Genomic DNA, 24,509 nt, shown 5'->3' on the forward strand with positions numbered 1-24,509 from the left:
GATTTGTAATTAAAACTTGATTTTGTGCAGTTTTGGCTGCTTATACGTTTGGGTCAATATGTTGTTAATGTGTGCGTAAATGTCAGTGATCCAAGTCTATAATTGGTTTTTATATGCTGTAATTTGACTCAATTTGTATTATTTTAGATGCAATTCGTAGTTTCCAGTTTGAGGTAAACATGTCGCAAGCCATAAAAGCGGTACTTTTTGAAGAGTCAGAAGTCGCGTCAATCGCGAAAGAGTTAGGCACAGACAGCCTAATGGGTAAGAGCCTAGCTAAGTTGATTGCAGATACTGACGCATTTATTGCATTAGGTATCGACGTTCCTGGCCACAGTGAGGCCGGTGGTTATGCGCACAACCGTCATAAGCAAAACTATCAGTACATTAACCAAGCAGGTCGTTTATTCTTGGTTACTGGACAAGAGAAGTACGCCAAGTACGCTGGCGACTTATTACTGGCTTATGCTGACAAATACCTGAAACTAGACTTCCATAAGCAGTTAAACACTAACCCGCCTGGTCGTTTGTTCCACCAAATTCTGAACGAGCATGTGTTCTTATTGAACATCAGCTTAGGTTATAGCTGTATTCGCCATTACCTAAGCGCTGAGCAGCAACAAACGATTGTTGATGGTCTGTTCCAGCCAATGCTAGACATGTTCACCGAAAAGTATGATTTCGACTTCGACCGCATTCACAACCATGGTATTTGGGCTGTTGCCGCTGTGGCGATTTGTGGTTTAGCTATTGATAAGCCTGAATACGTTGAAATGTCGATTCATGGTCTTAAAGGCGATGACATTGAAGGTGGCTTCCTAGCGCAGATCAGCAAGTTATTTGCACCATCTGGCTATTATATGGAAGGCCCTTACTACCACCGCTACGCGATTCGCCCGCTATGTTTGTTTGCCGAGGCGATTCACCGTCACCGTCCTGAGTTAGACATCTTTAACTTCAACGGTCAGGTTATTGGTAAAACCATTAAGGCAATGCTTGCTACGGCGTACCCTAACGGCGTATTCCCAGCACTAAACGATGCATCATTGACGATGGACATTTGTGACGCTGGCGTGATTGTTGCCCTTGGTTTATACGCTAAGCACTATGGCATTGACGATGACATACTAGGCATGGCGAAAATCCAAGACACAGTTTGGGTTAACGGTTGTGGTCAAGCGCTATCAGAGGCTTATGCAAGCAATAACGCTGAGCTAAACCCATGCTGGCCAAGTGTTGAGCTAAACGAAGGCCCTAATGGCGATCGTGGCGCGCAAGCCTTTATTCGCATGCAGTCTGACAACGGCGATGTAAATCAACTAGTGATGAACTATGGTCAACACGGTATGGGCCATGGTCACTTCGACACACTAGGCATTAGCTTCTTCAACAATGGTCAAGAAGTGCTGCGTGAATACGGCTTTGGCCGTTGGGTAAACGTAGAGCCTAAGTTTGGTGGTCGCTACCTTGATGAAAACAAGTCTTACGCGCGCCAAACCATTGCTCATAACGCGGTTGCTGTTGACCAAAAATGTCAAAACAACTTCGACGTTAAGCTGGCTGACAGCCGTCATGGTGAGCCGCACTTCTTTAGTGGTGATGATGCCAATGTACAAGGGGTAAGTGCATTCTGCCGCGATTTCTATGAAGGTGTGGATCAGCAACGTAGCTTGCTACTAATCAAGCATGAAGCCTTTGCTAAGCCAATCTTGGTTGATCTGTTCCGCTTAATCAGTGACGAACAACATCAGTATGATTATGCCGTGCAATATGCAGGTCAAATTGTGCGTACTAACTTTGACTACCAAACCCACAAAGAGCTAGACACCTTAGGTGATAACTTTGGTTACCAACACCTATGGAATGTGGCGCAAGGTAAGGTTGCAAATGAGTCAAATACCTCGCTAGTAAGCTGGCTTCAGGGCAACAGCTATTACACCTGGTTAAGTGCATCTAGCAGCGATGATGAAATCATCTTTACTCGCTCGGGCGCTAACGACCCATCATTTAACTTACGTAGCGAGCCAGGCATGGTGCTACGTCGTCACGCGAAAGACACGCTATTTGCTAGCGTGCTTGAAACCCACGGCTACTTTAATGAAGCCATTGAGGCCAGCACTGAAGCTCGCGGTCAGGTAACTGCAGTGAATGTTATCGGCACTAACGAGCAAGGCTCGGTGATTGAAGTGGTAACCGCTGAAACCACCCTCACAGTAATGGTGAGCAATCAAGTTGGCGTAACTGCGGATACTGAAAACAGCGTGACATTCAACAATCAAACATTCCAATGGCAGGGTTACTTTGCCGTTGAAGCAAGAGGTTAATTCCATGAGCTATCAACCATTATTAATGAGCTTCGATGAAGCTGCCGAGCTGCGTACCCATTTAAATACCGATAGCTTACTTGGCCGCTCAATCGCGACAGAAGTGGCTGCGCTTGAAGCCTACTTGCCAATTGGTATCGAAATTCCGGGTCACGGTGAAGCGGGCGGTTATGAGCATAACCGTCACAAGCAAAACTATATTCACCTAGACTTAGCTGGTCGCTTGTACCTGATCACTGAAGATGAGCGTTACCTTGAGTACGCTAAGACAATGCTGGTTGAGTACGCCAAGGTGTACACTAGCTTTGAGCTGAACACCAGCCGTGACTCAAACCCACCGGGTCGTATCTTCCACCAAACGCTTAACGAGAACATGTGGATGCTGTACGCATCATGTGCATACTCGTGCATTCGTCACAAGCTAACTGATGATGAAATCACTCTGATTGAAAACGACTTGTTCCGTCCTATGATTGACCTGTTCGTTGACACTTACGCTCACGACTTTGACATCGTACATAACCACGGTCTTTGGGCTGTTGCTGGTGTAGGTATTTGTGGCTATGCAATTAACGATCAAGCTAGCGTTGATAAAGCACTTTACGGCCTAAAAGGTGACAGCGTATCTGGCGGCTTTATTGCTCAGCTTACTCAGCTGTTCTCGCCAGACGGTTACTACATGGAAGGTCCTTACTACCACCGTTTCTCACTGCGCCCAATCTACCTATTTGCAGAAGCCATTGAGCGTCGTCAGCCAGAGATTGGTATTTATGAGCTGAAAGATCAGGTAATTAAAACCACCACTTACGCGGTAATGTCGACGGCATTCCCTAATGGTGTGCTGCCAGCGTTAAATGACTCTTCGAAAACCATGGATATTAAAGACGAAGGCGTTCTTATCGCAACTAGCGTGTGCTTTAAGCGCTACAGCCAAGACGACAACTTAAAGTCGATGGCAGTACATCAAGATAAAGTGTGGGTTCACGGCTCCGGTGCGGCGCTTTCTGATGGTGTTGCCAATGCGGGTGAGCTAGCTGGCTTTAACTGGGGTAGCTTATACCTAACTGACGGCGCAGAAGGCGACCGCGGTGGTGTGTCTATCTTGCGTCACCGTGATGTAAACAAAGACGATACCATGGCGCTGCTATGGTTTGGTCAACATGGTAGTGATCATAAGCTGCACTCAGCGCTTGATCACGGTCACTATGACGGTCTGCACCTAAGCCTGTTCAACCACGGTCAGGAAGTGACTCACGACTATGGTTTTGGTCGCTGGGTAAACGTTGAGCCTAAGTTCGGCGGTCGTTATATTCCAGAGAACAAGAGCTACGCTAAGCAAACTGTTGCACACAACACGGTTGTGGTTGACGGTAAGAGCCAAAACAATGGCGACACTGCAACGGCAGAAGCGCGTTGGGGTGAGTCTCACTTCTTTGTGGCAGGCGAGCAAGCTCAAGGCATGAGCGCGTTTATTCGCGATTACTACCAAGGTGTTGATCAGCAGCGCTCGGTGATCATGTTCGAAATCGAAGGCATTGCTAAGCCTGTGGTGTTGGATCTATTCCGCCTAACCAGCGAGCAGCCACACAGCTACGACTATGTTATGCATTACACAGGTCAAATCATCCGCACTGACTTTGACTACCAAACTGAGTCAAAACTTAAGCCGCTTGGCGAGTCTGCAGGTTATGAGCACCTGTGGAATGTAGCAAGTGGTAAGGTTGAGCAAGGTAGCCTAGTAAGCTGGTTACACGGCCAAAGCTACTACTCTATGGTTAGCAGTGCCCAAGGTGGTGAGGTGATTTTCGCCCGCACTGGTGCTAATGACCCAGACTTTAACCTACGTAGTGAGCCTGTGATCATGTTGCGCCAGCATGGCACTAACCACTTATTTGCTAACTTGTACGAGACTCATGGTTACTTCAACGAAGCGATTGAAGCCAGTACTGATGCTCGTGGTCAAGTGGCAAGCGTAACTGTGCTTGCCCACACCGACGATGCATCTGCAGTAGCGCTTGAGCTAACTAGCGGTAAAGTTGTGCGTGTATTTGTGTCGAACAAGGTTGGCGTTAATGCCGACACTGAATCTAGCTTAGTGGTTGACGGCGAATGCGTTAGCTTCAAAGGCGAGTTCTTTATCGAGCAATAGTGTAAGCCCTGCGAGAGCAGCACAACCCTTGATCAGGCTTGCCTATTGCAAGTCTAATCAAAGGTAAAACATCGTTAAGTTAAGCCTGAGTTATGCTCAGGCTTTTTGCGTAGTTACACTGTGCTCAGAAGAATTTTAAACTGCGAAATTCATGGGAGTTTGCGGTAAATTTTAGCAGTGGCAATTTAGACCAAATGGAAGCGGAAAATGCAGCAGTTTTTGCAATTTAACAGCCCTTACGTGCGTAACAATATCAGCCTGGCCTGGCCGTTAGCTTTGAATGCATTATTAATGCAGTCGATGCTGATGATCGACACCTTGCTGGTGTCGCCATTAGGTGAAGTTCCGTTAGCCGCCATGGGTATTGCAACCACCATTATCGCTTTCATTTTGGGCATTCAAATGGCGCTAGCTAATGGCTCGCAGCTGGTAATGAGCCGCGCGGTTGGGTCAAACAGCCAACAAGCGATTGCTAAGTCATTTTGGGCTGGCATGACTATCAATATGGCCGTAGCTGTGTTGTTCTGGATATTGCTAGTGATGTTTGAGCAGCCATTGGTTGCCATGATCACCGACAATGCTCAATTGCAGCTAGAGGTGCTGAGCTATTTGGTTTACGCCAAGCATGTGGTGGTGGTGAACGCGGTGACTCAAGTTTGTATTGCACTGTTTAATAGCTTGGGCAAAACCAAGGTAGCGTTTAAAGGCTATTTGCTTGAACTGCCCATCAATGCGCTGCTGTCTTATGGTTTTATTTACGGCGTGAGTTTAGCGGGCTTGCAAATCATTCCTGAGCTCGGCGTGGTTGGCGCTGCAGTGGGCAGTCTTGCCGCCATTGTGGTGCGCTTTATCTTCTTGGTCTGGTATGCCCGCAGTCTTGAGCGAGAGTTGTTGCAACTGGCTGTTTCGGCTGCCGATGCGCTTGAAAATACCCGTAAGCATTTTATCGAAATCTTCCCAGTGGCGGTAAACGTCACTATGTTGGCGATTGGTATTAGTGTTTACCAATTGCTGTACTCACAGCTATCAATCAATGCTTATGTGGCAATTACCCTGGTGTTGCCATGGTTACGGGCTGGCTCGCAGTTTGTGACTTCTTGGGCGCATTCATCGGCAATTTCTATCAGTCAGGCGATTGGCTCGCGTAAGCTAAGTGAAATTGAAACTAACGTGAATGTAAGTATTCGCTTAGCAGTGGTGATCTCTATCTTAACCATGCTGCTTTACTGGCTACTGAGTATTTGGATAAGCGATGTTTACCCTGAGATGACCGAAGAAACTTATCAGGCGTTAGCTATCATCGCGCCGCTGTATATTCTGCTGCCGCTGATCCGCGGCTACAACACTGTTCATGGTCATATCCTGCGTGCTATGGGTAAAACCACAGCTGTATTTAAAATCAACTTCACCGGCCAATGGGTGGTATCAATTCCACTTTGTGCGCTACTGATTTTGTATTTTGATGCCTCAATATTCTGGGCGTTTGCTATCCAGCCATTTGAAGAGATCATCAAAGCACTGCCATTTAGACAACTGGCAAGAAAAACCGTGGCTGAGTTCAGCGAGCAAGATGCCCAGAAGTTGAGTTATTAAGCACTTTTTACCAGAAAGCCCATTACCTGAGACACGTCTCACTAGAACCTTGATTAGCACGCTGTAAATCCATCCATGGTAGCTCAGCTACCGCATCCATGCGGTAGATGGCTAATCAAGTCGTGCAAGCAAGCCGTTTTAGGTTTTTTAAGTCCACAAGTATGGTTACGGATTTATCTTTTTATCTGCCTAAAATAAGCAAATGAATCAGCAGGCTACCTATTTACTCCATTGGAATTGCCGAAATGCGTTGAAGAAAATAGCGTGAGCCTGACAGGACGTCAGGCTAGCTTTCGTTTGGGCAGGGATGCCCTATCGAAAGCGGTAGCTAGTTTCGAATAAGCATGAGGGTGATCAATTCCGTAGGGGCGGCGCGGGGAGATGCAAGAGGGGGATTGCTGTTGATCCCCCTCTTGCTCGGGTGTGGGATGAAATCCCACGACTTTTTGCAACGGCAAGTTACGGCTAGGAAATAGCATAGACAACATAAGCCCGCTGCAGGCGTGATCACCTAGCTCAATTACCAAAGCCGTAAGCTGAGTGCAATTATCTAGCTAGTTTAAAGAGAAAAATGCTTGAAACACTGATGACCGATCATCGCAGGCAAAGTACATCAAAGAGTCTGGGGGCGGCGCCAGCCAAAAAAGAAAGGAGCCGTGCCCCTAGTAGGCGATGAGAGGTAACCTAAAAGGGGACGGCAAAACTGGTGTAGCTTGTAAAACCTATTAGGGATTAACCCTTAGAAACAATGGCGTAACCACGAACCTGATCGCCGTCTACTGTTGCCATAGCTTCAAGTAAGTTGTGGCTGCTGATCCACACCCAGGTTTGGTATGTGTTAGACACATCCATCACCAGGAAAGAATCTGATGTTGGGTGGTATGCGCCAATAGGTGAGTAGTGGCCAGCACCGCGCTGCTCTAGCGGCGCACGTGAATAGTTCACCACAACAAAGTTATCTGGGTCTGCAAGGCCAGCGATTAGCTGCTTCTTAATGTAAGAGGCATAAACGCAGCTGTCTTTCTTGTCTAAGTCAATTGGTTCAATAACGGTTTTGAAGCCCATTTGGATACCAAGTGCTTCAAAGTCAGTTAGCTGCATACCATAGTCACCCTTAGGGTGTTTCTCGGTTGGCTTACCAAACATTTCAATGCGAGGTTTAGGGCTGACGTTTGATACTGACTCTTGCGTATAGCGGTGGAAGAACGGGCTCCAACCATCTTTAGGGAAGTACTCAAGCTCAGCTTCTGTCATGCGGCTTGGGTCTAGTTCAATGCTGTCACCATTTGGGGTAACAGACAGAGCATTGGCTACCATTGCCATAGAGGCAATGCCACAAAATACCTTGTTAGATTGACCTTCAAAGTGCGGTGCTAGCGAGAAAAAGTCTTGGTTGTCGACTGAGTTCATTAGGCGGGTTTGGCCTTCTTTACTTGCCCAGTCTAATACTTTGTAGCTTGCCATAGTCAGCGGGCTTGCTAGTGCGCCTAGCATTAATAAACCTAAGCCAGCTGATTTTAAAAATGTGTTTTTCATGCTCTCATCCTTCATACCAATTAATTTTGTGGTGATCTTTTGCTACAACGAGCGCGAGTTATCTTGGGTCGTATTGAATAAACGACACTTTGCTGCCGCTAGGTTCTACAAGCTCACAAACGCTGCCAACGCGTGGAATGTCATAAGACTCAACTTCCATCGCGCCGTTACGAATGGCTTTTTGTTTAGCAAGGTCGACGTTGATCACCTTAATAAAACTTTTCCAACCTTGGTTTACGTCTGACTCAACAATGCCAGAAGATGGCATTGGCTCGCCGACTCGGGTCAGCAGAGCGTAACGTTTACCATTGCGACCGCGTAACTTACGTACATTGACCGCGAAGGTTGAAGTGTAAAACTTGAGGTTTTCCTCAAACTCATTGGTATGGAGTTCGTGCCAATCAAAGTTCATAAGTGCTCTCTCATCTTTGCTGTGAACGGCTGTTGCTCCAATGGGCTAAGCATCCCACAGAGCGAATTACTAAACGACATTAGCCTTATTAGTAATCAATTTTTAACAATTACTGATATGACTGAAATAACGTCGGTTTTTTACTTTTGACAAATCACTTTCGAAATCGAGCTGGCTTAGTCAGCTGTCTTGCTTTGCATAACCAGCGCGCTATTAAGCGCTTGTTGCTGTTGCTCTGCTTGTATGCGCTGGCAATGTGATATCTGGCTACGCTGCATAATGAGCGCTGCATCATCTCCAAACGCATGCTTGCTGTATTGATAACTTTGCAACGCTGCGTCTTGGCAGCGGCTTAAGTTTGCCCGCTCAAAGGTATCTTGCGGCATCTGTAGTCCAGATTGTGGCTCGCAGCCACTCATAGTTATGACAGCCAGTGCAACAACACTGATATTTAGTTTGAATGGCATCGGCTAACCCTTGTTGGTGGTTTATTGAACAATGATGGCAATTCAGTGATTACTAAAACACGTTAAGAGACTTAGTAAGGGTTAGTGAACCTGGTTACGGCATACTCGCGCGATTGATTGTTAGTTGAACAGCCCTTGCGGAGTAAAAAGCATGTATAAGTTAAGTGCGCTTGCTGTAACGATTTCTTTGACAATGGCAGCCAGTAACGGGGCTGCCCATGAAGGTATGCATGAGCATCACAAACATCATGATCATCACCAGGCTTTTGTAGAGACCATTAACGTTCATGGTGTGCGTCATGTGAAGCCCAGCAATAGCTCTGCAATGAAGCTAGACATGAGCCAGCTGGACACGCCAGGCTCAGTGTCTGTGTATGGCGCAGATTTAATTGAAGCCCAAGGCGCGGTGACTTTAGGTCAGGTGCTACACAACGATGCCAGTGTGTCTACTGGTAATGTGCGTCGTGGTCGCGAGCGTTTTTACATGCGTGGCTTTGTGTTAGAGCCGGATCAAAGCTACATGCGCGATGGTCAATTCCACCTTTCTCGTTACGCTCAGCCGATTGAGCTTTATGAACGTATCGAAGTGCTAAAAGGCCCATCTGCGCTGCTGTATGGCAAATCCACGCCCGCAGGCATGATTAACCTAGTAACCAAGAGTGCAAAAGCAGAGCGTCACTTTTCGTTAGAGCAAGAGTTTGGTTCATTCGGTTACCATCGCAGCATGGCTGACTTTGGCGGAGCTTTGAATGCAGCAGAAACGGTTCGCGGCCGCGCGATTATCTCAAAAGCGGGGCAAACTGGCTGGCGCAAGTACAAAGATGGTAGCTACGCCGAACAAGACCGCCTAGTGGGCGCATTAATGCTTGAAGCGGATTTGAGTGACGACACGATAGTTAGCTTTAACTTTGACAGCACCAATGATGATGCTGGCATCGACATGGGTGCTCAGCATGAGCAGAACCCTGAAACCGGTAAGTGGGAGCGTGTTGGTAAGCGTGACTTTATTTGGGATATGCCTTGGTCTAAGCGTGAGTCTAGCGTTGAGAACATGGGCGTAACCTTAAACTCAAATTTGTCTGATTACTGGACCCTAACCGCGGGTGCTAACTATCAAGTACATGAGCGTCAAACCACCGAAAGCATGTACGGCAAGATAGGAAAAGTAGGTGGCAGTTTAACGACTGGTAAATACAAACTACGCGGGCGTGATACCTTTGAAAAATTTGACGTTTCAACCGTATTTTTAGATTTCAAGGGCGAGTTCCATACAGGCAATTTATTCCACAATGTGCTGCTGGGAAGCAGTGTTGTGGATTATCGCAAGACTGGTATGCAAAAGAAGGTCGCTATTGCCGGTGAGTACGATATTAATGACGCTATCATCATCGACAAGCCAGCGGATTTGGACTATCGCAAAGGCGAGGCAATTAGCGAGGTGAGTCGTGTCACCAATGCGTTATATATACAAGATCTCATTGAGTTTAATGAGCAATGGCACCTGTTGGCAGGTTTACGCTTTGATCGTGAGCGCAATAATAAAGCTACCCACTTCAACGTGCTACCAAAGCTTGCCGTTATGTATCACCCAACGCCAGAAACCACAGTGTACGGTACCTACAGCGAAAGCTTTGAGCCGACTGACCCAATCAGTAACAGCGCTGATATCAACGATAAGAAGCAGTTTGATGCGATGCGCGGAAAGTCATTAGAGATTGGTGTTAAACGTGAGTTCTTTGACGGTGGTTTATTGGTTTCTACCGCGGCATTTGATATTGAGCAAACTAACAAGCTTGTGACAGAGAAGTTTGATGCTGATGAAAACGGTAAAACTCAAATTACCACAGCTGCAGGTAGGGTGAGACATCAAGGTTTAGAGCTAGCGATGGAAGGGTATCTGTCTGACAGCTTATTGATTAACGCATCTATGATGTACCTTGATGGCAAGATTATCAGCGACCCTAAATACGCAGGTAAACGCTCCAAGGATACAGCAAGGTTTAGCGCATCAAGCTGGCTGAGCTATCAGCTTAATGACGACACCAATCTGCATTTAAAGGCCACTTATGAAGGTGATCGTTTTGGTGATACACCAAATAAGTTCAAGAAAGATGGTTACGTTAAAGTGGATGTAGGCATGAGCTATCAGCTTAAATTTGCCAATGATCAGCAAGCCATTATTCGCGTCAATGTTGATAACCTATTTGGTACCGACTACCTCACCGGTGGCTGCATGAACAGTGCAACCAACAGTGCTGGGCGCAGTATTAAAGCTTCGCTGCAGTATCAGTTCTAAGCTAGGCGCATGGCGAAACTTCGCAGAATCAAAAAGGCTTCCACTCGGAGGCCTTTTTAACTTTTGGGTCAGAGTAAAATCTGGGTCAGAGTAAAATGTTAAATAGTGGCGTTTGTCCCATACTAAAAGCGCGACAAAGTCATAGTTGTTGGTCGAGGTTTGAGCTATGATAATTAATCATACAAATACATCTAGTGTTACGAGGTAAGTGGCGACCATGGATGAATCTTTAATTCCTAATATCGTTGATTTTATTGGTCAAATTGACCCTTTCGATCAACTTCCCGCCCCAGTGTTAAAAGATGTTGCCTCGTGCACCAGTATCACTTATCTAGGTCGTGGTGAGCAGATTGAGTTTGGTGACGATAACACCGAAAAGTACCTGTATATCATCCGCACAGGTTCCATGGAGCAGCGCAGACCTGACGGCGTGTTACGCTCGAAAATGGGTGAAGAAGACCTATTCGGCTTTACCTTTTTAGAGCCACTAAAAAATGCCCTGGACGGTTACAAAGCGACTGCCATTGAAAATACCTTGTTGTATAAGGTGCCACACTCCAAGTTACTCAAGCTGACTAAGCAATATCCTCAGTTTAGCGAGAGCATTTCTGCAGGCGCGCAGCTGCGTTTGCGCTCGGCGCTGAATGTGGTGTGGTCTAATAAAGAAAAGGGCTTGTTCCTTAAAAAAGTCTCTGAAGTCGCCCGTGGTCAGGCTGCTGTGGTCGATATTGATATGAGCATTCAGGACGTTGCTAAAGAGATGCGAAATGCTTGCCGTAGCTCGACGGCAATTATCAAACAGGACGGTAAAATTGTCGGCCTTATTACTGACCGTGATATGACCAAGCGAGTGATTGCCGATGGCATGGATATTAGCTTGCCAATCAAAGCGGTGATGACGACCCCAGCAATTACCATCGACCCTGATGATCTCATTCTCAAAGCCGCTTCTTTGATGATGCAATACAACATTCGCAGTTTACCTGTGGTGCGCGGCAATGATGTACTGGGTTTATTAACGTCATCGCACCTGGTGCAAAAGCACCGTATGCAGGCGATTTTCTTAATTGAGAAGATTAAATATACCGACACCCCAGAAGGCCTAGCTGAGTTAACGTCTGAGCGCCAAGCTATTTTCGAGGCATTGGTTGAAGGCCGGGTGGATTCCGAGATTATTGGTCAGGTCATGGCGATGATCATGGATGGCTATAATCGCCGATTACTGCAAATGGCAGAAGAGCAGTTCGGCGCGCCGCCGTGTGATTATAACTGGATTGTGGCTGGTTCCCATGCGCGTAATGAAGTGCACATGTTGTCAGATCAAGACAGTGCCATTATTTTACAAGAGGGTGCTACTGAAGCTGATAAAGCTTATTTTCAGCAGCTAAGTGAGTTTGTTACCCATCATATGGATGCCTGTGGTTATCCCAACTGTACTGGGCACTATATGGCGTCTAACCCTAAGTGGTGCCAAACCTTGAGCGTATGGAAAGAGTGCTATCGCAAGTGGGTGACGAATCCGCAATATGGCATGTTGATGAATGTCAGCGTATTCCTTGAAGTGCGCAGTTTACATGGTAATGCCGAGTTATCTGAAAGCTTACAAAACCATTTACACAGCTTAATTAATGAAGATAACCAATTCTTGCCGTCATTGGTCAATGATGCGGTGCGTACTCAGCCGCCCTTGGGTATTTTCAACAAGCTGGTGCTGGAAAAAAGCGGCAACAACACCCGAGTTTTGAATATTAAAAAGTATGCGTTGACCCTGATTGTCGATTTAGCGCGTATATATGGCCTCGCGGTTGGCTGCTCTAAGACTGGCACCCGTGAGCGCTTTGAATTTGCGGTGGAGCAAAAGCTGCTCAATGAAGATGACTTTAAAGATGTGATTGAGGCGTTTTACTTTTTAACCCAGCTGCGTTTTAACCATCAGTTGTCGGCGCTGCGTCAAGGGCTACAGCCAAATAACCATATGGAGCCGAGCGCCATTAGCTCGTTTGAGCGCAAGCATTTGAAAGATGCGTTTCGCATTATCAGTAATATGCAAGAGGCGGCTAAGCTGCGCTTTAGTAGCAAGTAGGAGTTGGTGATGCTTAGAAACTGGCTTAACTCATTTCATCCATTATCGCGATTGGCTCGAGCGCGAAAAGCCTATTTGCAGGCACATCCTGATATGCCTGAGCACTTAAAAGCGCTTATTAATCAGCCATTACCTGAGTTAAATTCTCCCGTTGCCGATTTAACCTATTTGTCGCTAGATATTGAAACCAGCGGCTTTGATGCCAGCAAAGACCATATTCTTAGTGTTGGCTATGTAACTATGCAGGGCAAGCATATCGAGTTGTCGAGTGTTGCCCACACCTATATCAAAGGTGTTGTGCGCCCTGAAACGGCGGTGATAAACCATATTGTGCCGCAAATGCTCCGTGATGCACGCAAGCTTGATGAGGTGATGGATCATTTGTTTGAGCAAATGCATGGTAAGCAGTTACTGGTACATGGCAGACAAATTGAGCAGCAATTTATCGATCACTATGTGATGCAAAAGTATGGTCTACCGCCGTTGCCACTGCTGTGGCTGGATACCTTAGCAATAGAAAAATCGATGACGTTAAATCGGCAAAACCAACAAGATGGTGATTTTAGGTTAGCATCTGTTCGTCAGCGTTATGGTTTGCCTGAGTACCATGGGCATAGCGCCTCGGTTGATGCGATTGCCACTGCAGAGCTATTTATGGCGCTGGCGGTGCAGTTGTTTGGGCAGTCTAATGGTGAATTTAAGCAGGTGTTTAAGCCCTAAGCTGAGATCTTAAAATTGGGTCAGAGTAAAACTAAGGTTTACAGCTACCACCAAGACCGTTGAGAGCTAGTCAGATACAACAAAGCCCAAGCAACCGCTTGGGCTTTGCTGTTTAAATTCGATTATTTGGGGCTTATTCATATTAGTCTTGAACAGGGTTGTAAATATTGATCATCGCAACCCCTATGATGACCAAAACCATGCCGATAATGGTCTCTATATTAGGAATTTGACCGCGAAGCATGCCCATGAGTGAGATCAGGATTATTCCCGCCCCGCACCAAATAGCATAGGCAATAGCGGTTGGAATGTTTGCTGTAGCCAGTGATAGGAAGTAAAACGCACTTGCGTAACCTAGGGCGCAGCCCAAAGAAGGTAAAAAGCGAGTAAAGCCAGCTGTTACGGGGAGAAGACAGGTAGCAATCACTTCCGATACGATTGCAATACTAAGGCAGATGTAGCTGTTCATTTAACCTTTACCTTTTTAAAAAGGCTCCAACCATCCTGTTGGAGCAAATAAGAAGGAGTAATATGATGAGATGAACAAGCAAACACATATGTTATTAAACATCAAAGCTAATGTTTAATCGTTGCTTGGCCAACACTCAAACGTAAGCATAAGGTTAATGGGTTTACTAAACATCATTAGGAGTGTTTATGGCGGATAAGAAAAAGGCCGGGCTTATCTCTATAAGCTCGGCCTTTCTGTAGTGAATCATTATTAATCGCCACTAACTCTATTAGTGTTCGCTTAAGCTAAGTTTGTATTACTTGCTTAGGCGAATATATTCTTGCCAATCAGAGATTTCGGTTGGGTCGCCATAGGCTTTCATCCAACGAATAAAGCTTTGCGGACAACGAGTGTTGAGGTTTAGCTGACACCAGGCATCGAGTGCGGCTTGGGTGGTATAGCCCTCTTTATAAGCATTATAAGCTTTGTCGGCATGACGCCAGAAAACATGGTCAATGCGACCACGTTCAGCCATAAATGGATGGTCTGCTTTTGGCTGTACGTGTTTGCGAACCTGGGTACTGAGGTCGATTAGTACACGTTGTAAGATGTCTGCACCAATTTCATTGAGTGTCATTTCATCGATTTTGTCGATGTCTGCGCCCACTAGTAGTTTTACGCGCTCAATTAAGTAATCCAGGTTGCTGCTAACCGCCATGTCGTAGGCAAAGCCATCTAAACGCGCCAAAATGCGGTCAAGGTACTCTTCTTTAGTGAACTGCTTGTCTTTAATTGCCTTGTTGAAGTCTTTAACGTGAGGGTGTTTGCTCACTAACTCCTTTTGTAGCAGCGGGTAATCCTTTAAATGCTCTTTGGGTAGCAGGCTTAATAGATCGACTAGCTCTGATGAATTGACGAGCAGAGTGCCTAACTCTGCTTTGGCATTCGCTGAGAGTTTTGTTGTCATGTACACATTCCCGTAAATATAGGTTTTGTGGCGTTTCTAAAGCTATCTCTATGAATAATTGCCAAAGCCTTGGCTTTTTACTAATAGCTACTAAAACACTCGGTGTTTTTTAGTTAATTTTCACTGTATACACTGGGTTTCATCATATTTATGCAGGCTATGTGCAAAACATTTATGTTGACGCCGTAGTTTTTCGTGTTCTTAAACTTCTGTTGAGATACACCATGGAGCCATGGAAGGCGGTTTTTTTCAACCCCTGCCTAAATTCCCACGCAATGAGTTCGCAAAATCACTTCTGCAAACCCAGTATTCAGCATATTTAACCTGATAATGTTATCAAATATTGTCACTGAATGAATGTATCAATTGTGTTATTACCATAAAAGCGCCTAGGTGCGTGACTAAACATGCAATTCGTTTAACGTATGGTGTCTTGAATATTATTTAGCCGTTAAGTCATTAATTTATTGAGAACTTAAATATTGCATTCCTGTAGCATTCGGTAAATTTTACTAGCAAACTCTGGTGTGATGTATGCCATTAGCCGCAATCGGTATACTGAAGAGGATGCGTGGAGCAACAAAAATCCCCAGCCTGAGCCGGGGATGTTGATTTAAAGCTAGTCTTAGGGCGTGATGAGTTAGCCGAATTCACCGCTTACATAACCCTGAGTGCGGCTATCGACCGGATGATTGAACAGAGTATGAGTATCAGCATGCTCAACTAACTCACCCATCCAGAAAAACGCGGTTTTATCAGAGATTCGCTTTGCCTGATTCATCGAGTGAGTGACGATAACAATAGTGAATTTCTGGCGCAGTTCATCCATTAATTCTTCAATCTTATGAGTTGCTATTGGGTCAAGTGCGCTGGTGGGCTCGTCCATTAAAATCACTTCTGGTTTCATTGCAATGGCGCGGGCAATACACAGACGTTGCTGCTGACCACCTGAAAGCCCGAGAGCTGACGTGTGTAGTCGATCTTTTACTTCATCCCATAACGCTGCGCCACGCAGTGACTCTTCAACCGTTGCATCAATGACCTTTTTATCTTTTTCGCCTTGAGCACGAAGGCCAAAGGCGACATTTTCAAAAATGCTCATTGGAAAGGGGTTAGGCTTTTGAAACACCATGCCTACACGCATTCTTAGTTGTTTTACGTCGATGTCTGAGTAAATGTTTTCATCTTCAAATAGCACGTCGCCATTAATTTTTACCCCTTCCACTAAGTCGTTCATCCGGTTTAAGGTGCGCAGCAGTGTTGACTTGCCGCAACCTGATGGACCAATTAACGCCGTGACTTGTTTGGCTGGGATAGGCAATGAAATGTTTTTAAGCGCATGGTTGTCGCCGTAAAAAAGGTCGAGATTGTTAACTTCAAGCTTGTTCATTTTTAATTGCCCTAGTGTGAGTGTTTATCAAAGCGTGCAGCAATAAGTTTGGTTGCTAAATTAAGTAGCAATACCAATACGATTAGAATGGTTGCGGTTGCGTAGGCCTGGTCCCATTCGTGCTGGGTAAATAGCTCTTGGGTTAATTTATAGAGGTGTACCGTTAGCGTTCGGCCTGACTCAAACACGCTGTCGGGAATTTGCGTTACCATGCCTGCGGTTAAAAACACGGGTGCAGACTCGCCAATCACGCGGCCAGTACTCAAAATAATTGAGGTCACAATACCGGGCAGTGCGCTGGGTAAAATCAGCCGCCAAATGGTGTAAATTTTGGAGCTGCCTAAAGCAAAGCCTCCTTCACGGTATGCCATCGGCACAGCGAGTAAGGCTTCTTCAGTGGTACGGATGATCACAGGTAATATTAAAATTGATAACGTCAGTGCACCCGAGATAATCGAAAAGCCCAGACCTAACACTGTGACGAAGAAAGTCATGCCGAACAGGCCGTAAACAATAGAGGGGATACCCGCTAATGACTCGATGCAAAATCGAATCGCTTTAACCAATTTGCTGCCAGGTTTGGCGTATTCTGTGAGATAAATCGCGGTCATAATGCTGATCGGTGCAGCAATAGCCAGCGATAAGGCAACCATATATATGGTTGAGACAATCATCGCCCAGATACCTGAAGCTTCACCTATACGGGTATAAGCGCCAGTAATAAACTCCCAGCTCACATGGCTTAAACCGTTTGACAAAATATGCCATACCACCCAAAGCATAAATATGATGGTTAAGCCCGCTGCAGCCCAAACGCCAGCAAGTAAGGCGCTGTCTTTACGTTTTCTCGCCAACTGCTTTACTGACAGCTTGCCACTGCTTGTGGCATTTGCTGAGCTGCTGGTTTGGTTTGATTGTATTGATTGAGTATTAGTTGAAGACGCCATAATTAGTGGCCTCGCTTACGGTTTAACATGAGCAAACCTGCATTAAGTAGGACAATGAATGTCAGCAGCACTATGCCCGTTGAGTATAAAGCGCTGGCATGAATGCCAGTTGCATAAGACATTTCCATAGCGATGTTCGCGGTGAGGGAGCGAGCTGGCTCAAGCAGTGAGCCTGGCATGGCAGGGGCATTGCCCATGACCATAATAATCGCCATCGTCTCACCGATAGCGCGGGCGATACCCAGTGCTATGCCTGTGTAAATACCACTTCTGGCGGCGGGTAAAAGCACATTAAAAATACTGTAAATATGCGATGCGCCCAACGCTAAGGCACCCGCTTTATAACTTGGTGTGAGCGCGCGAATAGAAGTTTCTGAAATAGTAATAACCGTTGGCAGGATCATGATTGCCAAAACGATAATGCCAGCGAGTAGCGTATTACCGGCTGGGATATTAAAAATACTTTCAATAGCTGGCACAATGACAATAAGGCCAAAGAAGCCATACACCACAGACGGGATACCTGCGAGTAACTCAACCGCTGGGCGGACAATATCAGCCAGCCATTTAGGTGCGATTTCTGCTAAGAAAATCGCAGTGAGCAGCGCTACAGGCACACCAATTATCACAGCGCCTGCAGTTGAGATGAGTGAAGCGACAATCATTGATGAAATGCCGTAAAGTGCAGGCGGCAACCACTCTTTGCCAAATAAGAAGTTGAAAATACCTGCCTCTTTAAATGCAGGTATTCCTTCATAGAAAACAAACCAGCCAATGGTGATGACTGATATCACACCAACCATGGCGCTGATCAGAAATAGCCAGTGAAATACTGACTCTACCCAATCGATTTTTTTTGCTGGAGACAAGGACTCGCTCGTCATCTCCAATTTGCTAGCAGCTTCCATTTTCAACCTCTTTAAAACCTGCGTGGCGATTAAACACAGCAAAGAAACAAGTGTCTTCTTTGCTGTGTTTTCAACAGTGACTATTGAACGCGGATATAGCCTTCATTAGCGACGATACTCTGGCCTTCATTCGACATGACATAATCGATGAATTTAGTTGCTGATTGCGGCGCGTCGTTGTTCTTTAACACGATGAATGGACGGGCAATTTGGTAGTCGCCAGATGCGATATTGGCATCTGATGGCTTAACGCCATTGACTGACAGTGCTGTTAGCGAGTCATCAACACTACCAAGTGAGATGTAGCCAATAGCATATGGGTTGTTGGCAACAATGGTTTTGATCATTCCGTTGCCGTTACCAACTTGAGCCGTAGGCACAATGGCTGAAACCTTGTGGCCGTTTACTGTGCGTTGTAGCTTCATGATGTCTTCGAATGCGCCACGTGTACCAGAGCCGTTTTCACGGGTAACAACAACGATAGGGCGAGCTTCTCCGCCAACTTCGCTCCAGTTTTTAATTTCACCGCGATAAATTTTTGAGATTTGCTCTTGAGTTAAATCTTGTACTGGGTTGGCTTTGTTGACTGCCGCAGCGATACCGTCACGAGCAATAACAATTTCTTTAGTGCTATCCGTTAGCTCACCATCTTTAATGTTACGAGATGACATGCCCAGCATGCTGGTGCCATCTTTTGCTGCGCGGATACCAGCTGATGAGCCCGTGCTTTGTACTTCAACTGTTGCTCCTGCTGATGCTTGATAGTTTTCAGCCAGTACTTCCATTACGTGGGCTACCGAGGTTGAGCCTGAAACCGTCACTGTTTCAGCATTCGCTAGTGGCGCAGTGATTAAACCTACTGCAGTTAATAAACCAATAACCTTTTTCATGGTGCTTTCTACTCTTTAATCGTGGATTTTCAGTTGAGGGTTTGTGTTCAATCTTTTGTTCAAATAAGTACGCCCTTGTTTGGGCAAGCGCATTAAGGCAGACAAATATGACAATCAGGTTACAGTGGTTTGGGAGTAACTCTGGGTAATAAAAAGCAAATTTAGATAGGTGTTAACACTCTGTATTTAAACTGTTTTGAGTATGATCTTTGTGGCAGCTTGTGTTACTGGAGTTATGGTCAAAACTTAAAGTGAAATACTGATTGCAAGTTATTGCGTAGTTTGAAGTTGTTTTGGCTTGAGCTGGTGCGCAGGTGTGGTTAACTAAGTTTTAATTAAGTTTGGATTAACTCTTGGTCTGTGGATTTTGTGTATATTGCAAACTAAAGATGCAACATAAAAATTTTTATGAAGTTTTTATGACACAAGCGCTTGTTGGCACTAATGCGATGTGCCGTTTTAACGGAATCGCAAAGCTTACCTCACGATATTCGAATGGAGACCATCCGCTAGAGATACAAGATAAACATATACAGGAAACACTATGACCATTGAACTGATGATGATTTGTATGGCAGCGTTAACCGTTATTGGTATTTTGCTGCACCATCCTTCTCGTACTCTTGGTATTCCGTCGTTGCTGATTTTTATGGGGGTCGGTCTGGCACTGGGCAACGGTGAGTTTGACTTTGTATATGATGATCTTGCACAAACCGCTTTAGTGGGTGGTTTAGCATTAAATGTCATTGTGTTTGTCGGTGGTCTGAATACTTCTACTGCAAAAATTAAGGTGGCCTATAAAGAGGGCGGCGTGCTTGCTTCTCTTGGCGTGCTATTTACCACGATTATCTTTGCCGGCATTTTATATCTGTTACTCGATTTTGATTTCATCATGTGCCTGCTATTTGCTGCGGTTGTGTCTTCCACCGATGCCGCAGCGGTGTTTTCAATTCTTGAGTCGAAAAAGCTAAAACTTAAAGAGCAAACCGACACAGTATTAGAGTTCGAGTCTGCCACCAATGACCCTGTTGCGATGCTAATGGTGATCTTGTTGACCGAAATGGTGTTGTCGTCGACTCAGTCTTTATCTCTTGTTGATGTTTCAACGACGCTATTTATGCAAGTTGTAGTTGCGGTTGTGGTTGGGCTTAGTGTGTCGCGCTTAGCTGTTTGGCTGCTCAACAATATCAGTCTGTCTGAATACGGTTTAATACCAGTATTTGTACTGGCTAGCTTCATTATTGCGACTTATGGTGCTGAGATGTTAGGCGGAAATATTCTGTTGGCGTCTTATATTGCGGGAGTAGTGATCGGTAACTTTATTAAGCGTGGGCAGCAGGTCAACTTACATTTCTTCAATAGTTTATCCTGGTTGGCGCAAGCGCTAATGTTTATTGTGCTTGGCTTGCAAATCTTCCCACAAATGTTGATGTCGGTGTTTTGGGTATCACTCGTACCAGCACTATTGCTTATTCTGGTTGCGAGACCTTTAGCTGTGCAGCTGTGCTATCTACCTTTTACCAAGGCAACTTGGCGTAAGCGTTTGTTTATTTCTATGGTGGGCTTAAAGGGGGCTACACCAATTGTATTTGCGCTTATTCCTGCAGCGGCAGGTGTTCCAGATGCAATCAATATTGTGCATATGGTGTTTTTCATCATGATTTTTTCAGTGTTTATCCAGGGCGGTGCTATCGGGCCGTTAGCAAATAGGCTGGATTTGATTCAACCTTCGAAACCATAACTCTATTTTTATGCCGCAAGTGGAAGCTGCTTTGATTCTGCACGCTTCCATGCTTTCTCGTGAAAATAAAATACTACTGTGTTCACCGCTGGCTCAATGAGTGCTACTGCGCCGCCTAATACCCAGCTGCCAGTTAGTAAATAAGTAATAGTGAAGGCTACGCCGAAATGTAACATGGCAAAAGTGATTGTCTTTTTCATCTTGTTTACTCCTCAATTTGACTTATTCAAATGATAATCATTATCAATTGGTTGGTAAAGTAGATTTTGTCGATAAGCTTAATTGAGTTGTTCGGTTAATAAAAAATGCCCACTCGTTGGAGTGGGCATTATCTTAAATCGGATTGGTAAGGGGCGCGCTCTTAGGCAAGAGCTCTAAAATCAATAGTGCCAAGGGAATTTCGAGAAGTCCTGATCGCGCTTTTCCAAAAAGGCATCGCGGCCTTCTTGAGCTTCATCTGTGCCATAGGCTAGGCGAGTGGCTTCTCCGGCAAATAACTGCTGACCGACTAGGCCATCATCTGGCAAGTTAAAACCGTACTTAAGCATACGCATTGCCGTTGGCGACTTGCTATTGATCTCTTTTGCCCAGTTTAACGCTTCGGTTTCCAGCTCTGCATGTGGGATTGCGCGGTTAACCATACCCATATCGAATGCTTCTTCTGCGCTGTAATTAAAGCCGAGGAAGAAGATTTCACGGGCGCGCTTTTGACCGATCATCTTAGCTAGGTAAGCACTACCATAACCTGAGTCAAAGCTGCCTACGTCTGGGTCGGTTTGTTTAAACACCGCATGCTCTTTTGAAGCCAAGGTTAAGTCACACACCACATGTAAACTATGGCCGCCCCCAACTGCCCAGCCAGGCACTACTGCGATGACCACTTTGGGCATGAAGCGGATAAGTCGCTGCACTTCAAGAATGTGTAGGCGACCCATTTTAGCCACGTCAGGTTGGTGCTCACCTTGGCCTTCATATTTATAACCATCTTTACCACGAATGCGCTGATCGCCACCTGCTGAGAATGAATATTGACCTTTCGCTGACGGGCCATTACCAGTTAACAATACGCAGCCGACATCTGACCATTGGCGGGCATGATCTAACGCGATATATAACTCATCGACTGTTTTTGGGCGAAATGAATTAAGGCAATCAGGGCGATCGATAGCAATACGCACAGTGCCTTGGTCTTTAGCGCGGTGGTAGGTGATGTCTTCAAACTCAAAGCCTGGGACAACATCCCAAAGTGCAGGATCAAACGTATCAGAAACTTGGTGGGTCATAAAAAGCCTAACCTTGTGTGCTCAATTATCTATGGCATCAAAGGCTAGGCTGATTTACTGACTAGGTCAATGCTGGGACAAAAAACCGTTAACTTGAACTTGCTGTATCAAGGCATGCTTATAGCTTGTCGCAAATGTAGCGCAGGTTGTCTAAGCTAAATACACCATGGCGTGCTTTTGAGCTCTGGCAATACTCTGCTTTAAAGTCGTCTAGCGTGTTGCCGTCTGTGAGCACTTTTTTCATTTCAGCTAACTCTTGACCATTTAAGCGATTGGCGAGGTCGGCTTCTAACTTTGGAATACGACTATCAAGCTTTTGGATCTTAGTGCCAGTTGCCTTATTGATTTTACGCTCTATTGATTGGTAAACGTCTTGCACATAAGCAATAGGCTCATCGAGTTTATTGGTTTCCGTTGCGAGGTAATAAAGAATACCTGCAATTATGGCTAAACCTATCCAACCTCTCATTTTTTTGTCCGAGTTAGTGATAGAAAGGTATATACTATTCCAGTTTCTTTACAATGTTAATGTAGTAAGGCTGTAAAATGAGTACAGATTCGAATTCAAAGGATTATTCGAAGCACAACCGCATTAAGATTCACCAACCTGATGCTGCAAAAGCTGACCGCTTCAATCCACGTAATCGTATATATGTGCGCGCAGTTGAAGGATTATGGACTAACGTGCGTCGCCGTATGGGCTGGGTTGCCATGCTGTTCTTCCTTATTCTTCCGTGGATCCCTTGGGGTGACCGCCAAGCCGTTTGGTTTAATTTAAGTGAGCAAAAGTTCCATGTGTTCGCGTTAACTATCTGGCCGCAAGATCTTACCCTGCTAGCTGCACTGTTTATGATTGCTGCTTTTGGCTTGTTCTTTGTTACCACTTACTTAGGCCGTGTTTGGTGTGGTTATACATGCCCGCAAACTGTGTGGACCTTTATCTTTATATGGTTTGAAGAGAAGTTCGAGGGCGCACGTAATAAACGTATCAAGTTAGACAAGATGCCATGGTCGTTCGACAAGCTATGGCGTAAAACGGCAAAGCACACCTCGTGGGTATTAGTTTCACTACTAACTGCAATGACCTTTGTGTCTTACTTTGTGCCAACTCGTGAAGTGTATGCGGATGTCTTTACCCTAAGTGCTGACATTGATATCTATTTCTGGGTGCTGTTCTTTACCGCTGCAACCTATGGTAATGCAGGCTGGATGCGCGAGATTATGTGTTTGCATATGTGTCCTTATGCGCGTTTCCAATCGGCAATGTTCGATAAGAATACCTTTATTGTCGGTTATGACGCCAAGCGTGGTGAAACGCGCGGACCGCGTTCTCGTAAAGCCGATCCTAAAGAATTAGGCTTAGGCGACTGTATTGACTGTGACTTATGTGTACAAGTTTGCCCTACTGGTATCGATATTCGTAATGGTCTGCAGTATGAGTGCATTAACTGTGGTGGTTGTATCGACGCATGTGATACCACTATGGAGCGTATGGGTTATGCCAAAGGTTTGATTAGCTACACCACAGAGAACAAACTCGATGGCATAAAAGAGAAGGTACTGCGACCTAAGCTAGTCGGTTATGGCGTGGTGCTTACAGTTATGATCCTCGTGTTCATCTACGCCAGCGCCACTATCTCACCTGTGCGTATGGATGTTATCCGTGACCGTAACGCACTATATAGAGAAAACAGCCAGGGTAATATTGAGAATACCTTTACTATTAAGCTACTCAATAAGACTGAACAACAGCAAGTATATAGCTTGTCGGTAGCCGGGCTTAATAATGCTCAGTGGATTGGTCCAGAGTCAGTGACGATTGATGGTGGTAAGATCATGACATTACCTATTAGTGTTGCGATTGACCCGGTAGAGCTTAAACGGAGTATTTCTGACATCTATATTGAAGTATCTACTGAAATAGAAGGTGAGAAAGTCGAGATTAAGCAAGAAACACGATTCTTCGCGCCGTAGGTTAAAACCGCATAAGCGGCATTATTGTTGAAAAAAGGGACTGAAAAGTCCCTTTTTTAGTGGTTTCGCACAAAAAAACACCTCTCAAGCATGTTTTTGCAAAAAACTTCAAAAAAGCCCTTGCGCAAAAATCTAAGCTCCCTATAATGCGCTCCCACTGACACGGCGCAGCGGCCAACACCAAGTGTAGGTGGCAAGCTCGACAGTGTGATTTGAAGGTATTTAAGCCACTCAAATCAAGGCGAAAAGAAAGTTTGAAAAAACACTTGACGCCAACGCGGGAAAGCGTAGAATACGCAGCCCTGACCCGATGAGCCAAGCGCGAACGGGATGCTCTTTAACAATATGACAAGTATATCTGTGTGGACATTCACAGAG

Annotated in this window: 20 protein-coding genes; 8 read left to right on the forward strand and 12 right to left on the reverse strand. The window is 45.4% G+C overall.

Features of this window, described 5'->3' with window-relative positions:
* Nucleotides 1-179 precede the first annotated feature (179 nt).
* The 3 genes from G3R49_RS15400 to G3R49_RS15410 all read left to right on the forward strand — a co-directional run bounded on the left by G3R49_RS15400 (nucleotide 180) and on the right by G3R49_RS15410 (nucleotide 6,066).
* Nucleotides 180-2,324 (forward strand): heparinase II/III family protein, encoded by a 2,145-nt coding sequence (locus tag G3R49_RS15400; protein ID WP_167870280.1) that lies wholly within the window; start codon nucleotides 180-182, stop codon nucleotides 2,322-2,324.
* Between the two features lie 4 nt (nucleotides 2,325-2,328).
* Nucleotides 2,329-4,473, forward strand: a complete 2,145-nt coding sequence (locus G3R49_RS15405; protein WP_167870281.1) for a heparinase II/III family protein — start codon at nucleotides 2,329-2,331, stop codon at nucleotides 4,471-4,473.
* 207 nt (nucleotides 4,474-4,680) lie between these two features.
* Nucleotides 4,681-6,066 (forward strand): MATE family efflux transporter, encoded by a 1,386-nt coding sequence (locus tag G3R49_RS15410; protein ID WP_167870282.1) that lies wholly within the window; start codon nucleotides 4,681-4,683, stop codon nucleotides 6,064-6,066.
* Nucleotides 6,067-6,798: 732 nt separating this feature from the next.
* Here the strand turns inward: G3R49_RS15410 and G3R49_RS15415 are convergent.
* The 3 genes from G3R49_RS15415 to G3R49_RS15425 all read right to left on the reverse strand — a co-directional run bounded on the left by G3R49_RS15415 (nucleotide 6,799) and on the right by G3R49_RS15425 (nucleotide 8,481).
* The gene (locus G3R49_RS15415) at nucleotides 6,799-7,602 is read right to left on the reverse strand and encodes a phytochelatin synthase family protein (protein WP_167870283.1); all 804 of its coding nucleotides are present in this window, start codon (nucleotides 7,600-7,602) and stop codon (nucleotides 6,799-6,801) included.
* Nucleotides 7,603-7,660: 58 nt separating this feature from the next.
* Entirely contained in the window at nucleotides 7,661-8,014 is a 354-nt protein-coding gene (locus tag G3R49_RS15420; RefSeq protein ID WP_130599639.1) for a VOC family protein, read from the reverse strand.
* A 176-nt stretch (nucleotides 8,015-8,190) separates the two neighbouring features.
* The gene (locus tag G3R49_RS15425) at nucleotides 8,191-8,481 is read right to left on the reverse strand and encodes a hypothetical protein (protein ID WP_167870284.1); all 291 of its coding nucleotides are present in this window, start codon (nucleotides 8,479-8,481) and stop codon (nucleotides 8,191-8,193) included.
* Nucleotides 8,482-8,632: 151 nt separating this feature from the next.
* Between G3R49_RS15425 and G3R49_RS15430 the strand changes: the two genes are divergently transcribed.
* The 3 genes from G3R49_RS15430 to G3R49_RS15440 all read left to right on the forward strand — a co-directional run bounded on the left by G3R49_RS15430 (nucleotide 8,633) and on the right by G3R49_RS15440 (nucleotide 13,580).
* The gene (locus G3R49_RS15430) at nucleotides 8,633-10,777 is read left to right on the forward strand and encodes a TonB-dependent siderophore receptor (protein WP_245335382.1); all 2,145 of its coding nucleotides are present in this window, start codon (nucleotides 8,633-8,635) and stop codon (nucleotides 10,775-10,777) included.
* A 217-nt stretch (nucleotides 10,778-10,994) separates the two neighbouring features.
* A complete protein-coding gene (locus G3R49_RS15435; RefSeq protein ID WP_167870285.1) occupies nucleotides 10,995-12,860 on the forward strand; it encodes a putative nucleotidyltransferase substrate binding domain-containing protein in 1,866 nt (621 codons plus the stop codon).
* A gap of 9 nt (nucleotides 12,861-12,869) precedes the next feature.
* On the forward strand, nucleotides 12,870-13,580 hold the full coding sequence (locus G3R49_RS15440) for an exonuclease domain-containing protein (RefSeq protein ID WP_167870286.1): 711 nt from the start codon (nucleotides 12,870-12,872) through the stop codon (nucleotides 13,578-13,580).
* A gap of 142 nt (nucleotides 13,581-13,722) precedes the next feature.
* Here the strand turns inward: G3R49_RS15440 and G3R49_RS15445 are convergent, their stop codons facing one another.
* The 6 genes from G3R49_RS15445 to G3R49_RS15470 form a co-directional block, all read right to left on the reverse strand.
* Complete coding sequence (locus tag G3R49_RS15445) at nucleotides 13,723-14,049, reverse strand: SMR family transporter (RefSeq protein WP_130599633.1); 327 nt, start codon at nucleotides 14,047-14,049, stop codon at nucleotides 13,723-13,725.
* A 298-nt stretch (nucleotides 14,050-14,347) separates the two neighbouring features.
* The gene (locus G3R49_RS15450) at nucleotides 14,348-14,998 is read right to left on the reverse strand and encodes a hypothetical protein (protein ID WP_130599631.1); all 651 of its coding nucleotides are present in this window, start codon (nucleotides 14,996-14,998) and stop codon (nucleotides 14,348-14,350) included.
* 640 nt (nucleotides 14,999-15,638) lie between these two features.
* Nucleotides 15,639-16,388, reverse strand: a complete 750-nt coding sequence (gene pstB, locus G3R49_RS15455) for a phosphate ABC transporter ATP-binding protein PstB (RefSeq protein ID WP_130599629.1) — start codon at nucleotides 16,386-16,388, stop codon at nucleotides 15,639-15,641.
* Nucleotides 16,389-16,399: 11 nt separating this feature from the next.
* On the reverse strand, nucleotides 16,400-17,335 hold the full coding sequence (gene pstA, locus G3R49_RS15460; protein ID WP_130599627.1) for a phosphate ABC transporter permease PstA: 936 nt from the start codon (nucleotides 17,333-17,335) through the stop codon (nucleotides 16,400-16,402).
* Between the two features lie 2 nt (nucleotides 17,336-17,337).
* Nucleotides 17,338-18,243, reverse strand: coding sequence for a phosphate ABC transporter permease subunit PstC (gene pstC, locus G3R49_RS15465; RefSeq protein ID WP_167870287.1), 906 nt, complete (start codon nucleotides 18,241-18,243; stop codon nucleotides 17,338-17,340).
* An 80-nt stretch (nucleotides 18,244-18,323) separates the two neighbouring features.
* Nucleotides 18,324-19,133, reverse strand: a complete 810-nt coding sequence (locus tag G3R49_RS15470; protein ID WP_130599623.1) for a phosphate ABC transporter substrate-binding protein — start codon at nucleotides 19,131-19,133, stop codon at nucleotides 18,324-18,326.
* A 544-nt stretch (nucleotides 19,134-19,677) separates the two neighbouring features.
* Here G3R49_RS15470 and G3R49_RS15475 point away from each other — a divergent pair.
* Nucleotides 19,678-20,874, forward strand: a complete 1,197-nt coding sequence (locus G3R49_RS15475) for a potassium/proton antiporter (RefSeq protein WP_167870288.1) — start codon at nucleotides 19,678-19,680, stop codon at nucleotides 20,872-20,874.
* A gap of 8 nt (nucleotides 20,875-20,882) precedes the next feature.
* Here the strand turns inward: G3R49_RS15475 and G3R49_RS15480 are convergent, their stop codons facing one another.
* From G3R49_RS15480 to G3R49_RS15490, 3 genes are all read right to left on the reverse strand, one after another.
* Nucleotides 20,883-21,074 (reverse strand): DUF2061 domain-containing protein, encoded by a 192-nt coding sequence (locus G3R49_RS15480; RefSeq protein WP_130599619.1) that lies wholly within the window; start codon nucleotides 21,072-21,074, stop codon nucleotides 20,883-20,885.
* 180 nt (nucleotides 21,075-21,254) lie between these two features.
* Nucleotides 21,255-22,157 (reverse strand): 1,4-dihydroxy-2-naphthoyl-CoA synthase, encoded by a 903-nt coding sequence (locus tag G3R49_RS15485; RefSeq protein WP_130599617.1) that lies wholly within the window; start codon nucleotides 22,155-22,157, stop codon nucleotides 21,255-21,257.
* A gap of 118 nt (nucleotides 22,158-22,275) precedes the next feature.
* A complete protein-coding gene (locus G3R49_RS15490; protein WP_167870289.1) occupies nucleotides 22,276-22,626 on the reverse strand; it encodes a hypothetical protein in 351 nt (116 codons plus the stop codon).
* 77 nt (nucleotides 22,627-22,703) lie between these two features.
* Between G3R49_RS15490 and ccoG the strand changes: the two genes are divergently transcribed.
* Complete coding sequence (gene ccoG / locus G3R49_RS15495; protein WP_167870290.1) at nucleotides 22,704-24,131, forward strand: cytochrome c oxidase accessory protein CcoG; 1,428 nt, start codon at nucleotides 22,704-22,706, stop codon at nucleotides 24,129-24,131.
* Nucleotides 24,132-24,509 lie beyond the last annotated feature (378 nt).

This window comes from Shewanella sp. WXL01, assembly GCF_012263345.1.
Classification (GTDB): domain Bacteria; phylum Pseudomonadota; class Gammaproteobacteria; order Enterobacterales; family Shewanellaceae; genus Shewanella; species Shewanella maritima.

Excerpts from the sequence above, each read along its gene's own strand:
- ccoG (WP_167870290.1), top strand. The coding sequence starts at position 22,704 with ATGAGTACAGATTCGAATTCAAAGGATTATTCGAAGCACAACCGCATT.
- G3R49_RS15420 (WP_130599639.1), bottom strand. The coding sequence starts at position 8,014 with ATGAACTTTGATTGGCACGAACTCCATACCAATGAGTTTGAGGAAAAC.
- G3R49_RS15410 (WP_167870282.1), top strand. The coding sequence starts at position 4,681 with ATGCAGCAGTTTTTGCAATTTAACAGCCCTTACGTGCGTAACAATATC.
- pstB (WP_130599629.1), bottom strand. The coding sequence starts at position 16,388 with ATGAACAAGCTTGAAGTTAACAATCTCGACCTTTTTTACGGCGACAAC.
- G3R49_RS15415 (WP_167870283.1), bottom strand. The coding sequence starts at position 7,602 with ATGAAAAACACATTTTTAAAATCAGCTGGCTTAGGTTTATTAATGCTA.
- G3R49_RS15400 (WP_167870280.1), top strand. The coding sequence starts at position 180 with ATGTCGCAAGCCATAAAAGCGGTACTTTTTGAAGAGTCAGAAGTCGCG.
- G3R49_RS15450 (WP_130599631.1), bottom strand. The coding sequence starts at position 14,998 with ATGACAACAAAACTCTCAGCGAATGCCAAAGCAGAGTTAGGCACTCTG.
- pstC (WP_167870287.1), bottom strand. The coding sequence starts at position 18,243 with ATGGAAGCTGCTAGCAAATTGGAGATGACGAGCGAGTCCTTGTCTCCA.
- G3R49_RS15425 (WP_167870284.1), bottom strand. The coding sequence starts at position 8,481 with ATGCCATTCAAACTAAATATCAGTGTTGTTGCACTGGCTGTCATAACT.
- G3R49_RS15430 (WP_245335382.1), top strand. The coding sequence starts at position 8,633 with ATGTATAAGTTAAGTGCGCTTGCTGTAACGATTTCTTTGACAATGGCA.
- G3R49_RS15485 (WP_130599617.1), bottom strand. The coding sequence starts at position 22,157 with ATGACCCACCAAGTTTCTGATACGTTTGATCCTGCACTTTGGGATGTT.
- G3R49_RS15490 (WP_167870289.1), bottom strand. The coding sequence starts at position 22,626 with ATGAGAGGTTGGATAGGTTTAGCCATAATTGCAGGTATTCTTTATTAC.
- G3R49_RS15475 (WP_167870288.1), top strand. The coding sequence starts at position 19,678 with ATGACCATTGAACTGATGATGATTTGTATGGCAGCGTTAACCGTTATT.
- G3R49_RS15440 (WP_167870286.1), top strand. The coding sequence starts at position 12,870 with ATGCTTAGAAACTGGCTTAACTCATTTCATCCATTATCGCGATTGGCT.
- G3R49_RS15405 (WP_167870281.1), top strand. The coding sequence starts at position 2,329 with ATGAGCTATCAACCATTATTAATGAGCTTCGATGAAGCTGCCGAGCTG.
- G3R49_RS15435 (WP_167870285.1), top strand. The coding sequence starts at position 10,995 with ATGGATGAATCTTTAATTCCTAATATCGTTGATTTTATTGGTCAAATT.
- G3R49_RS15445 (WP_130599633.1), bottom strand. The coding sequence starts at position 14,049 with ATGAACAGCTACATCTGCCTTAGTATTGCAATCGTATCGGAAGTGATT.
- pstA (WP_130599627.1), bottom strand. The coding sequence starts at position 17,335 with ATGGCGTCTTCAACTAATACTCAATCAATACAATCAAACCAAACCAGC.
- G3R49_RS15480 (WP_130599619.1), bottom strand. The coding sequence starts at position 21,074 with ATGAAAAAGACAATCACTTTTGCCATGTTACATTTCGGCGTAGCCTTC.
- G3R49_RS15470 (WP_130599623.1), bottom strand. The coding sequence starts at position 19,133 with ATGAAAAAGGTTATTGGTTTATTAACTGCAGTAGGTTTAATCACTGCG.